The following is a 13,421-nucleotide window of genomic DNA, read 5'->3' as shown; positions in this document are numbered from 1 at the left end:
GTGCGCGCTGCGTTATGCGTCATGCTGGGCGCGTTATGCGCTACGCGTCATGCCGCGAGCGTGGCGCGGTCGAAGCAAAGCTGCGCGAGCGCCGTGAAGCGCATGCCCTGCAGTGCTGTTCGTTGCGCGATCAACTGATCGTAGAAGTACGGGATGATCATGGGCGTTTCGTCGAGCAGCAGTGTTGCGATTTGCGCGGCGAGCCGTTTTTGCGCGGCCACGTCGAGCGTCGCGACGAACTGCGCGACCAGCGTGTCGTACTGCGCGTTGCGAAAGTGCGCTGCATTCCACGTGCCGCCGCTCGTGAGCGGCGCGTCGAGGAACACGTTCGGCACGCCGCGATGACCGTAGTCGGTGATGCCGAGCGGCGAGTCGAGCCAGTCCGATTTGCCGTACGTGCCCGCGCCGTAGTACTGCCCCTGGCTTTCGACCTTGAGCGCGATGCGCACGCCAATCGCCTTCGCGGCGTTCTGCACCACGACGGCCAGATCCGGAATCTCCATGTACTTCTCGGTGGTGAGCGTCACATCGAAGCCGTTCGCCACGCCTGCCTGCGCGAGCAACTGGCGTGCCTTCGCGACGTCGATCCTGCGCTGCGGCACGCCCGCCGGGCTCGACGGAAAGACGGGCGCGAACGGGCTGTCGTTGCCGACCTCGGCGCGGCCCTTGAACAGACCGCGCACCATGACGTCGCGGTCGAGCGCGAGCGCCAGTGCCTGGCGTACGCGCTTGTCCTTGAACATGGGCGCATCGTTGCGCATGTGGATCTGGCGATGCGCGCTCGAGCGCACGCCGATCACCTTGAAGTCGGGATTGTTCAGGATGCCGATGCCGCCCTGCACGGTAAACGTGCCCATCACGTCGGCCTGGCGGCCCTGGAGCGCGAGGATCTGCGCCTGTTCGTCGGCGTAGAAGGCGAACTGCACGCGCGCGGGCAGCGCCTTGTCGCCCCAGTAGTCGGGATTGCGAACGAAGCTTGCGCCCTGGCGCGGCCGGAAGCTTTCGAACTTGAATGCGCCCGTGCCGATGAAGCTCTTTTCGTAATTACCCGCATAGTTGGCGGGCAACAGTATGGCGTTGTAGTTGTCGGATGAAACGTAGTACGGGAAGTTGCCGTTCGGCGCATCGAGATGGAATGCGACGGTGTGCTCGTCGACCATCTTCGCACCCCCTTTCGACAGCACGCCCTTGAGCACCGAAAGCGCCGCCGAGCCGCTCGCCGGATCGGCGAGACGGTCGAACGTCGCCACCACGTCGCGCGCGCCGAACGGCTGGCCGTCGTGGAATTTCACATTCGGGCGCAGCTTGAAGGTCCAGATGTCCGCTTTGCTGTTCGGCTGCCACGAGAGCGCGAGCGCGGGCCGGAGCTGGCCGGTGGCGTCGTCGTCGAGGAGGAATTCGCCGGTCTGGTTCAGAAGACTCAGGCCGCCCGCATCGGTCACCGTGAGCGGATCGACGGAGCCTGCGGGCATCAGATGCGCGACACGGATGGTCTGGTTCGTCGGTTGCCGGGCCCGCGCGAGGCGCGGCGTAGCGAGTCCGCTGCCCGCAAGCGCGAGGCCGAGCATGCCCGCGTAGCGCAGCAACTCGCGGCGGGTGAGGCGGCCGGCCAGATATTCGTCGATGGCGTGATTGCCGTAGTCGCCAGCGTCGCGGCGCAGCAAGTCGAGGTCGAGGAGGGGGGCGGGGGCGGCAGACTGCGGTTGTGTCATCGGTGCGGGTTTTCCGTGCGGTTCCGTGAGTGGGCGCGACGTGTCTTACAGGACAGTCGCGACGGCGGCGGGCGGTGCGGCAGACGACGAATTCGGGTCCAGTTTAAGCGATTCGGCAACGCGGGCGAAGGCCGGGGACGGGACGGCGGGAGCGGCGCGGCGGGCGCGCCAATGAAGAAGCCCGTTCCGGTAACGGAACGGGCTTCGGGAAACACGACGCGCCTGGTGTGCGCCTGTTGCTGGCTTATTGCTCGCTTATTACTTTTTAGCGTTGATGACCGCTTCGGCCACGTTCTGCGGCGTTTCCGCGTAGTGCTTGAACTCCATCGTGTAGGTCGCGCGGCCCTGCGTGAGCGAGCGCAGCGACGTGGAGTAGCCGAACATCTCCGAGAGCGGCACTTCGGCGCGCACGATCTTGCCGCCGCCGCCCGCGATGTCCTCCATGCCCTGCACGATGCCGCGTCGGCTCGACAGGTCGCCCATCACGTTGCCCATGAACTCCTCGGGCGTTTCCACTTCGACGGCCATCATCGGTTCGAGCAGTATGGGCTTTGCGCGCCGCATCGCTTCCTTGAACGCCATCGAGCCGGCCATGCGGAACGCGTTTTCGTTCGAGTCGACATCGTGATACGAGCCGAACGTGAGCGTGACCTTTGTGTCGACCACCGGGTAGCCCGCGAGCACGCCCGCCTTGAGCGTTTCCTGGATGCCCTTGTCGACGGCCGGAATGAATTCGCGCGGAATCACGCCACCCTTGATCGCGTCGACGAACTCGTAGCCCTTGCCCGGCGGCTGCGGTTCGAGCGTGATGACCGCGTGGCCGTACTGGCCGCGCCCGCCCGACTGCTTGACGAACTTGCCCTCGACGTCCTCGGCCTTGTTGCGCACGGTCTCCCGGTATGCCACCTGCGGCTTGCCGACGGTCGCCTCGACGCCGAACTCGCGCCGCATGCGGTCGACGAGAATTTCCAGGTGCAGCTCGCCCATGCCGGAGATGATGGTCTGCCCGGACTCCTCGTCGGTCTGCACACGGAACGACGGATCTTCCTGCGCGAGCCGGTTGAGCGCGATGCCCATTTTTTCCTGGTCGCCTTTTGTCTTCGGCTCGACGGCCTGCGAGATCACCGGCTCGGGGAAAATCATCTTTTCGAGCACGATGGCGTGCGCCGGATCGCAGAGCGTGTCGCCGGTCGTCGCTTCTTTCAGGCCGACCGCCGCTGCGATGTCGCCCGCGCGCACCTCCTTGATTTCCTTGCGCTCGTTCGCGTGCATCTGCAGGATGCGGCCCAGACGCTCCTTCTTGTCCTTCGTCGCGTTGAGCACGGTGTCGCCCGATTCGACGACGCCCGAATAAACGCGGAAGAAAATCAGCTGGCCGACGAACGGGTCGGTCATGATCTTGAACGCGAGCGCCGAGAACGGCTCTTCGTCGCTCGGATGGCGCTCGATTTCCTTGTCGTGGAGGTCGTGGCCGAGAATCGCGGGCACGTCGACCGGCGAGGGCAGATAGTCGATCACCGCGTCGAGCATCGCCTGCACGCCCTTGTTCTTGAAAGCGCTGCCGCACAGCATCGGAACGATTTCACCGGCGATCGTGCGCTTGCGCAGCGCGCGCTTGATTTCGTCTTCGGTCAGGCTCTCGTGATCGTCGAGGTACTTTTCGAGCAGTTCCTCGTCGGCTTCGGCGGCGGCTTCGACCATCTTTTCGCGCCACTCCGTCGCGAGTTCGACGAGATTCGCCGGGATGTCCTCATAGAGGAATTTCACGCCCTGGCTCTCGTCGTCCCAGACGATCGCCTTCATTTTCACGAGGTCGACCACGCCCTGAAAATGGTCCTCGGCGCCGACCGGGATCTGGATCGGGATGGCCACGCCCTTGAGGCGCTCGCCGATCTGCCGCTGCACGCGGAAGAAGTCCGCGCCGACGCGGTCCATCTTGTTGACGAACGCGATGCGCGGCACCTTGTACTTGTTCGCCTGGCGCCACACCGTTTCGGACTGCGGCTGCACGCCGCCCACCGAGTCGTACACCATGCACGCGCCGTCGAGCACGCGCATGGAGCGCTCGACTTCGATCGTGAAGTCGACGTGCCCCGGGGTGTCGATGATGTTGATGCGGTGCTCGGGATAATTGCCGGCCATGCCTTTCCAGAACGCGGTGGTCGCGGCCGACGTGATCGTGATGCCGCGCTCCTGTTCCTGTTCCATCCAGTCCATGGTTGCCGCGCCGTCGTGAACCTCCCCGAGCTTGTGATTCACGCCGGTGTAGAACAGGATGCGTTCGGTCGTGGTGGTTTTGCCGGCATCGATGTGAGCGCTGATCCCGATGTTGCGATAGCGCTCGATGGGAGTCTTGCGAGGCACGATGATCTCCTTGGAATACGCGCCGTGAAGGGAGCCGGACGACGCGCGGCGCGGGTTGCGCGTCGCCTCTCGCCACGCGCGGTGCCCGATTTACGCGGGTGCCGGATTAGTAGCATAGCGCGTGCTACGCGGTTTTGCAGGGCGCGCGCAGCGGCGCGGATTTCGCGTAGGCGCCGGGGGCTTCGGCTATGCGCCGGTGTGCGCCGGTGCGCGCCGGTATGCGCCGGTATGCGCCGGTATGCGCCCGCATGTGCTGGAAGGTGACCGTACGGACGCAAAAAAGCCGGCGCCGCTCAGAGCGGGGCCGGCTTTCGGGGCGGGTCGCCTGTGCGCCTTGCAGCGTTCGCTGCGCGCGGCGCGTGCGCGCGGGCTTCGCCGCGCGTTACTGCTGCGGCGGCAGGCCCTGGATCTGCATGCCGGGCTTGATGCCCTTCGACGCGAACCAGCCCTTGCTCATTTCGAGCGCGAAGACGCCGTTATTGCGCGGGCAGTGGTTGTTGGTCGTCTCGGCCTGCATCTCGTCGATGTCGGTGATTGTGCCGTCCGCGCGCATGAACGCGATGGACAGCGGGATCAGCGTGTTCTTCATCCAGAAGCAATGCACGGCGTTTTCGCCGAACACGAACAGCATGCCTTCGTTCGGCCCAAGCTGCGAGCGATACATGAGGCCTTGCTCGCGGTCGGCGTCATTGGCGGCGACGGCGGCGTCGATCGCATACATACCGGCGGTCAGCTTCGCGTGCGGAAAGGCGCTGGGCTGCTTCGCGCCGGGCGGCAATTGCTGGGCGTGTGCCACGCCGGGCGTGGCGAGCGTCGTGAGCGTCAGGACCGCCGCGGCAGCGAGCGGCATGGCGAGCGCTAAAAGCGGGCGCAGGGAAAATCGCACGACTGGGCTCCTTGCTTGAGATATAACCCGCGCATGTTACGCGAGGAGAGCGAAGCGGGTCAAAGCGAGTCGAATACGAACCGCGACACGCGACGCGTCGCACGAGTCAAATGCCTGAAAAGGCCTTGAAAAACAAAAAGGCAGAACGCCTTGCGACGGTCTGCCTTTTAACGCGATGAAGATCGGCAATGAATGCCGATCGACATTTCGCCTTACAACAAGCTTACTCCGAAGCTGCCGAAGCGGCTTCAGCCTTAGCTGCCTTCTTGTGTGCCTTCTTGTGAGCCTTCTTGTGAGCAGCCTTAGCCTTCGGAGCAGCAGCCGAAGCAGCAGCAGCCGGAGCAGCTTCCGGAGCCGAAGCTTGTGCGAAAGCAGCCGTTGCGAAGAGGCCAGCGACCAGAGCAGCGATGAGCTTGTTCATGTTGTAAATCCTCAGCTTGAGTTAATTAACCAAGTGACCCGGTTTTTGGAGTCAGGTCGGTAAACGGTGCCATCCACCTTTCGGTTGACAGTCACATTCGAAAAATTCGGAGAAAAGTTTACGAATGCACCTGCCAGCGGTCGGTAATCCATCATCGCGGCTTGCGCGCGCAAGGCGGGTACCTGAAGGCTGAATGCCGGATAGCTTCGGGCGGCATCTGCGTCGTTTAACGCATCGTGTAATGCGGCGGTTGACGGGAAAATTTCATTTCCTTCGCCCTGTCTCGCCCTTTAAAGACGCGTCGATGCCGCACTTATTGACGATGATCAAAAAATGCAAATGCAACATTCACCCTGATCGGCGTGCGGGATTTATACGTTGCCATGGCGCATCGGTCGGAATATCGATGCTTTCGCCGGGTGCAATTGCGAGCGAAAAAATATCGAGCACGCCAATTGCTACGCGCACGAGCCGCAGTGTGGGAAAGCCGACCGCGGCGGTCATGCGCCGTACCTGGCGATTCTTGCCTTCGCTGATCGCGAGTTCGACCCATGTGGTGGGAATCGATGCGCGATAGCGGATCGGCGGATTGCGTGGCCAGAGATGTTCGGGCGGTGCGATCGTTTTTGCGCGGCACGGCTGGGTCACGAAGTCGCCGAGATCGACGCCGCGTTCCAGTGCCGCGAGCGCGTCGGCGCCGGGCTCGCCTTCCACCTGGGCCCAGTAGCGCTTCACGAGTTTGCGGCGCGGCTCGGCGATGCGCGCCTGGAGTGCGCCGTCGTCGGTCAGCAGCAGCAGGCCCTCGCTGTCCGAATCGAGGCGGCCCGCTGGATAGACGCCCGGCACCTTGACCCAGTCCGCAAGGGAAGGGCGTGTTTCGTGCGGCGAGAACTGGCAAATCGTGCCGAACGGTTTGTTAAGGGCGATTAAACGCATGAGAGCCGGGTGAGGAAAGAGGTTTTGTCGAGGTTTAGTCGACGTTGTGTCGAAGTCGCGTCGTGATGCGGCGAGATGTTAATGCATCGGGCGGGACGCCGGGCCGGATGCCATGGATCGGCTCCAGCGCGGGGTGCCTCGCGGGTGCCTCGTTCGATGCGTCCGCGCGGGCTGTTCTATTCGTAGCGCGCGCCGGTGCTGTCAGGTGGGCCGCCAGGCGTGGCGTCGCGCGCCATGTGCGCCGTCGGAACGGGCGGCATGCAGCGACGGGGCGTGGGCTAGAATATCAGCCAGTCCGCAAGCATTGAGCGCAACGGGTGCTGCGAGGCCGCGCATGTTTCGCGCGCACACTTCGCCGGATCCGCTTGCACTGTGAATTGCCCGCTACCACCAGCCAAGTCCTCAACTGGAGTCGATCATGCCGTATCAGCACATCAAGGTTCCGACGAGCGGTGAGAAGATCACCGTCAACGCGGATTTTTCGCTCAACGTCTCGGATCAGCCGATCATCCCGTACATCGAGGGTGACGGCACGGGCGTCGATATCACGCCGGTGATGATCAAGGTGGTCGACGCGGCGGTGGAAAAAGCCTACGGCGGCAAGCGCAAGCTCCACTGGATGGAGATCTATGCGGGCGAGAAGGCCACGCGCATCTATGGTCCCGACGTATGGCTGCCCGACGAAACGCTGGAAGTCGTGAAGGAATACGTCGTGTCGATCAAGGGGCCGCTCACGACGCCGGTCGGCGGCGGCATCCGTTCGCTCAACGTGGCGATGCGCCAGCAGCTCGACCTCTACGTGTGCTTGCGCCCGGTGCAGTATTTCAAGGGCGTGCCGTCCCCGGTGCGTGCGCCCGAGAAGGTCAACATGGTGATCTTCCGCGAGAACTCGGAGGACATCTACGCGGGCATCGAGTGGCCCGCCGAATCGGAAGCCGCGAAGAAGGTCATCCGGTTCCTGCGCGAAGAGATGGGCGTATCGAAGATCCGCTTCCCGGAAACGTCGGGAATCGGCATCAAGCCGGTCTCGCGCGAGGGCACCGAACGCCTCGTGCGCAAGGCGCTGCAGTATGCGATCGACAACGATCGCCGCTCGGTGACGCTCGTGCACAAGGGCAACATCATGAAGTACACCGAAGGCGCGTTCCGCGACTACGGCTATGCGCTCGCTCAGCGCGAGTTCGGTGCGGAGCTGATCGACGACGGTCCGTGGATGAAGTTCAAGAATCCGAAAACCGGTAACGACATCGTCGTGAAGGACGTGATCGCCGATGCGTTCCTTCAGCAGATCCTGCTGCGCCCCGCGGAATACGACGTGATCGCTACGCTGAACCTGAACGGCGACTACCTCTCGGACGCGCTGGCGGCTCAGGTCGGCGGCATCGGCATTGCCCCGGGCGCGAACCTGTCCGATTCGGTGGCGATGTTCGAGGCGACGCACGGCACGGCGCCGAAGTACGCGGGCAAGGACTACGTGAATCCGGGCTCCGAGATTCTTTCGGCCGAAATGATGCTGCGCCACCTTGGCTGGACCGAGGCCGCCGATCTCATCATCGCGTCGATGGAAAAGTCGATTCAGGAAAAGCGCGTGACGTACGACTTCGCGCGGCTGATGGAAGGCGCGACGCAGGTATCGTGCTCGGCGTTCGGGCAGGTGATGATCGAAAACATGTAAGCCGTACTGGCGCGTTCGGCGTCATTTTCGAAAACCCCGGTGGACACGATGTGTCGCCGGGGTTTTTGTCTTCCGGATGCTCGGGAAAGTGCGTGTTTTCCGGTCGTATTGAGCGGGATTCGGGTGGTGTGGCGAAGTGCCTCAATTGAGACAGGCTGCCAATACGAACTTCATCGGCAATGGCAACGCGCAAATCGGCTCGATTTGCCTGGTTATGCCATTTAAATATTTGAACGTGAATCGAACCGTTTCCGCGCTGGGCGTATTTATTTCGCGGCGCGGCTTTTACCGCTGCCGTTCTATCCAGCCGGAATACGGATGCGGTGCGCTGTCACAGGTATCGTGCGATGGCGCGGTGAAACTTGACCCTGTTTTCCACAGTAAATGCAGAAAAGGGCGCTGCAAAAAGGAAACCCGGCCGAAGCCGGGTTTCAGGGTACGGGAATCGAACGGATCAGGCTGCTGCCTGAATGTTCGATGCCTGTTTGCCTTTCGGGCCTTGCACGACCTCGAAGCTCACCTTTTGACCTTCTTTGAGGGTCTTGAAGCCATTCATCTGGATGGCCGAGAAGTGAGCGAACAGATCCTCGCCGCCTTCGTCAGGCGTAATGAATCCGAAACCCTTCGCGTCGTTAAACCACTTGACCGTACCGGTTGCCATACCTACTTCCCCTGTAACTCATGTCACTACCACACGAGCAGTTCGAAAAGCCAAACGACCACGTAATGCGATCGCCCCCTCCTCACAAACAAGCTCACCAACGGCATTTTTTCGAATATGAAGCGGTTGAAAAAAGTGCCAGCTTGATTGTTGAGGCTCTTTATTCTGCTGTCAAGAATATTTTGAGACGTTGTATGACGCGTTGTAAAGAGAACATTGCCAGGGTTTTTACTGCTTTTCTCAAGTGCAGCATCACGGCGGGCGGCAACCCCTGAAAACACGCATAATCGGCGGACACAAGCCGCGTTGCGGTGCGGAAATTCCCCGCCTTGGTGCGGCCCCTTACAGTACGCGCCAACGGTGCCGCGCGGGTTGTGCGATACTCAAATCGACCGGTGACGAAAAGGCCACCGGCAGCAGGAAAAGGGCAGGTTCGGCGCACGCAGGTCGTGCGCCTTGCGTGTCTCGAACCGGCCCCGCAGCCGGTAGTGGCTGGACGGGGAGGGCGCGCTGCACAGGGCACGCGCGCGGCTGTTTTACCGGCCGTCCGGTCGGGTTTCGCGGCAGGATTGCGGGCCTGTCCGAGTTGTTTAGAATGGGTGTATGGCGATTATCCCGGACAAGCAGGATTCAACCGTACTGGAGCGGCAGGAGCAAAAGGTCAAACCGCCCTCCATGTACAAGGTCGTCTTGATGAACGACGACTACACGCCGATGGAATTCGTCGTGATGGTCGTTCAGGAATATTTCAATAAGGACCGCGAGACCGCGACGCAGATCATGCTGAAGGTCCATCGCGAAGGCAGGGGAGTTTGTGGGGTCTATACGCGGGACATCGCGTCGACCAAGGTTGAGCAAGTCGTTACCCACGCACGGCAGGCAGGGCATCCGCTGCAGTGTGTGATGGAGGAAGCATGATTGCCCAGGAACTGGAAGTCAGCCTGCATATGGCGTTCATGGAAGCACGTCAGGCACGGCACGAGTTCATAACAGTCGAGCATCTACTGCTGGCGCTGTTGGACAATCCAACGGCCGCTGAAGTGCTGCGCGCGTGTGCCGCGAATATCGAAGACCTGCGCCAGAACCTGCGCAACTTCATTCACGACAACACCCCCACGGTTCCAGGCACGGACGACGTCGATACGCAGCCCACGCTCGGATTTCAGCGCGTGATCCAGCGCGCGATCATGCACGTCCAGTCCACCTCGAACGGCAAGAAGGAAGTGACGGGCGCGAACGTGCTCGTCGCGATCTTCGGCGAGAAGGACTCGCACGCGGTGTACTACCTGCAGCAGCAGGGCGTCACGCGTCTCGACGTGGTGAACTTCATTTCGCACGGCATCGCGAAGACCAGCAGCGGCGAAGCCGCCAAGGCAAGCGATGCGAACGCCGAAGCCGAAGACGCCGCCAGCCAGAAGGAAACGCCGCTCGCCCAGTTCACGCAGAACCTGAACCAGATGGCGAAGGACGGCCGCATCGATCCGCTGATCGGGCGCGAGCTGGAAGTCGAGCGCGTCGTGCAGGTGCTGTGCCGCCGCCGCAAGAACAATCCGCTGCTCGTGGGCGAAGCGGGCGTGGGCAAGACCGCGATCGCGGAAGGGCTCGCCTGGCGCATCACGCGCGGCGAAGTGCCGGATATCCTCGCCGACGCGCAGGTCTATTCGCTCGACATGGGCGCGCTGCTGGCGGGCACCAAGTATCGCGGCGACTTCGAGCAGCGTCTGAAGACCGTGCTCAAGGAACTCAAGGAGCGTCCGCACGCAATTCTCTTCATCGACGAGATTCATACGCTGATCGGCGCGGGCGCCGCGTCGGGCGGCACGCTCGATGCGTCGAACCTGCTCAAGCCGGCGCTTTCGTCGGGCACGCTCAAGTGCATCGGCGCGACGACCTTCACCGAATATCGCGGCATCTTCGAAAAGGACGCGGCGCTTTCGCGGCGCTTCCAGAAGATCGACGTGGTCGAGCCGACCGTGGAGCAGACCGTCGCGATCCTGCGCGGGCTGAAATCGCGTTTCGAAGAGCACCATGGCGTGAAGTACTCCTCGGGTGCGCTCAATGCGGCGGCCGAGCTGTCCGCGCGCTTCATCACCGACCGTCATCTGCCCGACAAGGCGATCGACGTGATCGACGAGGCGGGCGCCGCGCAGCGCATCCTGCCGAAGTCGAAGCAGAAGAAAACCATCGGCAAGAGCGAGATCGAAGAGATCATTTCGAAGATCGCGCGCGTGCCGGCGCAAAGCGTGTCGCAGGACGACCGCAGCAAGCTCCAGACGCTCGACCGCGATCTGAAGGCCGTCGTGTTCGGCCAGGATCCGGCCATCGACGCGCTGTCCGCTTCGATCAAGATGGCGCGCGCGGGGCTCGGCAAGACCGACAAGCCGATCGGCTCGTTCCTGTTCTCGGGTCCGACTGGCGTCGGCAAGACCGAAGTGGCGCGCCAGCTTGCGTTCACGCTCGGCATCGAGCTGATCCGCTTCGACATGTCCGAATATATGGAGCGTCACGCGGTGAGCCGCCTGATCGGCGCGCCGCCGGGCTATGTCGGCTTCGACCAGGGCGGTCTGCTGACCGAAGCCGTCACGAAGAAGCCGCACTGCGTGCTGCTGCTCGACGAAATCGAAAAGGCGCACCCGGACATCTTCAACGTGCTGCTGCAGGTGATGGACCACGGCACGCTGACCGACAACAACGGCCGCAAGGCGGATTTCCGCAACGTCATCATCGTCATGACGACGAACGCGGGCGCCGAGGCGATGAACAAGTCGACCATCGGTTTCACGAGCCGCCGCGAACAGGGCGACGAACTGGCCGACATCAAGCGCATGTTCACGCCCGAGTTCCGCAACCGGCTCGATGCGACGATCAGCTTCCGCGCGCTCGATGAAGAGATCATCATGCGCGTCGTCGACAAGTTCCTCATGCAACTGGAAGACCAGTTGCACGAGAAGAAGGTCGATGCGCTCTTCACCGACGCGCTGCGCAAGCATCTCGCGAAGCACGGCTTCGACCCGCTCATGGGCGCGCGGCCGATGCAGCGCCTGATCCAGGACACGATCCGCCGTGCGCTGGCCGACGAGCTGCTGTTCGGCAAGCTGATGAACGGCGGCCGCGTGACCGTCGATGTCGATGCCGACGACAAGGTGCAGCTCACGTTCGACGAGCATCCGGCGCCGCGTAATCCGAATCCGGAGGCGGTCGAAGTAGAATAAGCGCTTCGTTGGCGCGTAACGGTGCGTTGTCAGCACATGTACATGAGGTAAACGGCGTGGGCGCCCGAGCCCGCGCCGTTTTGTTTTTGCGCATACCGTTTGAACGTGCGCAGCAGGGGGATGTTTTGGCAGCAGATAAAAATGGCGCGTTCGATTCGATCGTCGAGCGCGAGCGCGGTTTGCGGCGCGGCCTGTCCGCCGCCCAGATGACGATGATTGCGATCGGCGGCGCGGTCGGCACCGGGCTTTTCCTCGGTAGCGGCTTCGCGATCAGCTTTGCGGGGCCGGGCGTGCTCGTCTCCTATGCGATTGGCGCGCTGGTCGCACTGCTGCTGATGGGCGCGCTCGCGGAAATGACCGTCGCGCATCCCACGTCCGGCTCGTTCGGCGCCTACGCAGAGCACTATATCGGGCCGATGGCGGGTTTCGTCGTGCGCTACGCGTACTGGTCGGCCTACGTGCTCGCCGTCGGCACCGAGGTGGCCGCCATCGCCGTCTACATGAAGTTCTGGTTCCCGCAGGTGCCGGGGCTTTACTGGATCATCGGATTTTCAGCGGCGCTGATCGTTGTGAACGCAATGAGCGTGCGCGCGTACGGCACCATCGAATATGTTTTTTCCAGCCTGAAAATTGCCGCAATCGTCGCGTTCATCGTGCTCGGCGCATGGTTCGTGTGGCGTGCGCCCGCAAGCTCGGGGGTCGGCTTCGCGAACTACACCTCGCACGGCGGCCTGCTGCCGAAAGGCTGGTGGGGCGTGTGGGTCGGCACGATCGTCGCGCTCTTCAGCTATCTGGGCGTCGAGACCATCGCCGTGGCGGCGGCCGAGGCGCGCGATCCGCAGCGCGCGGTCACGCGTGCGTTTCGCGGGACCATGCTGCGTCTCGTGCTGTTCTATCTGCTGACGCTCGCGCTGATGCTCGCGATCGTGCCGTGGACCGAGGCCGGTGCAAACGAGAGCCCGTTCGTGAAAGTGATGGCTGAAACGGGTGTTCCGTACGCGGCGGGGGCGATCAACTTCATCGTGCTCGTGGCCGCGTTGTCGGCGATGAACAGTCAGCTCTACATCACCACGCGCATGATGTTCAGCCTCTCGCGCGCGGGCTACGCGAGCGCCGTATTCGGGCGTCTCACGCGCCATGGCGTGCCCGCCGCAGCGCTGTCGCTCTCGACCATCGGCATCGCCGTGGCGGCCGTACTCAACGCGCTGTGGCCGCAAACGGCCTTCACGCTGATGATGTCGATTGCAATGTTCGGTGCGATGTTCACGTGGCTGATGATCTTCGTCACGCACCTTTTTTTCCGGGCGCGTCATACGGGTCCCAAGCCGGCCTTTCGCATGTGGGGATACCCGTTCACGAGCGTGCTCGGCGCGCTGCTGATGGCCGGCATTCTCATCACGACCGCGTTCACGCGCGAGTTCGCCATGACGCTCGTGTACGGCCTCGCGTTCCTCGTCGCGCTGGTGGCCGTGTATTTGCTCTGGTACCGGCGGCGTCTCGAAGCAGCAGGCGAAGCCGCTTAAGCTTCGCCCCCGGTTGAGCGACGTCTGCTGA

At 62.9% G+C, this 13,421-nt stretch carries 10 protein-coding genes; 4 read left to right on the top strand and 6 right to left on the bottom strand.

Annotated features, from left to right (window positions below; genetic code table 11):
* Positions 1 to 47: 47 nt before the first annotated feature.
* From ACFPTO_RS07805 to ACFPTO_RS07785, 5 genes are all read right to left on the bottom strand, one after another.
* Positions 48 to 1,712 carry an ABC transporter substrate-binding protein gene (locus ACFPTO_RS07805; RefSeq protein ID WP_377710609.1) on the bottom strand — a complete coding sequence of 555 codons (1,665 nt, stop codon included), beginning with the start codon at positions 1,710 to 1,712 and terminating at the stop codon, positions 48 to 50.
* A 258-nt stretch (positions 1,713 to 1,970) separates the two neighbouring features.
* Positions 1,971 to 4,076 carry an elongation factor G gene (fusA, locus tag ACFPTO_RS07800; RefSeq protein WP_377710607.1) on the bottom strand — a complete coding sequence of 702 codons (2,106 nt, stop codon included), beginning with the start codon at positions 4,074 to 4,076 and terminating at the stop codon, positions 1,971 to 1,973.
* Between the two features lie 382 nt (positions 4,077 to 4,458).
* Positions 4,459 to 4,962: a DUF192 domain-containing protein gene (locus tag ACFPTO_RS07795; RefSeq protein ID WP_377710605.1), complete on the bottom strand. Its 504-nt coding sequence runs from the start codon at positions 4,960 to 4,962 to the stop codon at positions 4,459 to 4,461.
* A gap of 223 nt (positions 4,963 to 5,185) precedes the next feature.
* Complete coding sequence (locus ACFPTO_RS07790) at positions 5,186 to 5,383, bottom strand: hypothetical protein (protein WP_293036048.1); 198 nt, start codon at positions 5,381 to 5,383, stop codon at positions 5,186 to 5,188.
* A gap of 348 nt (positions 5,384 to 5,731) precedes the next feature.
* Positions 5,732 to 6,319: a pseudouridine synthase gene (locus ACFPTO_RS07785; protein ID WP_377710604.1), complete on the bottom strand. Its 588-nt coding sequence runs from the start codon at positions 6,317 to 6,319 to the stop codon at positions 5,732 to 5,734.
* A gap of 418 nt (positions 6,320 to 6,737) precedes the next feature.
* Here ACFPTO_RS07785 and icd point away from each other — a divergent pair, with 418 nt between their 5' ends.
* Positions 6,738 to 7,994, top strand: a complete 1,257-nt coding sequence (gene icd, locus ACFPTO_RS07780; RefSeq protein ID WP_377710602.1) for an NADP-dependent isocitrate dehydrogenase — start codon at positions 6,738 to 6,740, stop codon at positions 7,992 to 7,994.
* A 454-nt stretch (positions 7,995 to 8,448) separates the two neighbouring features.
* On the opposite strand, the gene cspD is transcribed toward icd, so the two are convergent.
* Entirely contained in the window at positions 8,449 to 8,655 is a 207-nt protein-coding gene (gene cspD / locus ACFPTO_RS07775; protein WP_017776809.1) for a cold shock domain-containing protein CspD, read from the bottom strand.
* Between the two features lie 603 nt (positions 8,656 to 9,258).
* Between cspD and clpS the strand changes: the two genes are divergently transcribed.
* The 3 genes from clpS (at position 9,259) to ACFPTO_RS07760 (ending at position 13,390) form a co-directional block, all read left to right on the top strand.
* Positions 9,259 to 9,573, top strand: coding sequence for an ATP-dependent Clp protease adapter ClpS (gene clpS / locus ACFPTO_RS07770; RefSeq protein WP_028213389.1), 315 nt, complete (start codon positions 9,259 to 9,261; stop codon positions 9,571 to 9,573).
* Positions 9,570 to 11,867 carry an ATP-dependent Clp protease ATP-binding subunit ClpA gene (gene clpA, locus ACFPTO_RS07765; protein WP_377710600.1) on the top strand — a complete coding sequence of 766 codons (2,298 nt, stop codon included), beginning with the start codon at positions 9,570 to 9,572 and terminating at the stop codon, positions 11,865 to 11,867. The genes clpS and clpA overlap by 4 nt, the downstream gene beginning before the upstream one ends.
* A 206-nt stretch (positions 11,868 to 12,073) precedes the next feature.
* On the top strand, positions 12,074 to 13,390 hold the full coding sequence (locus ACFPTO_RS07760) for an amino acid permease (RefSeq protein WP_377710707.1): 1,317 nt from the start codon (positions 12,074 to 12,076) through the stop codon (positions 13,388 to 13,390).
* The last annotated feature ends 31 nt before the right edge of the window (positions 13,391 to 13,421 follow it).

It is taken from the genome of Paraburkholderia denitrificans, assembly GCF_042655705.1.
Taxonomy (GTDB): Bacteria; Pseudomonadota; Gammaproteobacteria; order Burkholderiales; family Burkholderiaceae; genus Paraburkholderia; species Paraburkholderia denitrificans.
The sequence above is the reverse complement of the archived record's forward strand: the minus strand, read 5'-3'. Positions and strand labels throughout refer to the sequence as shown.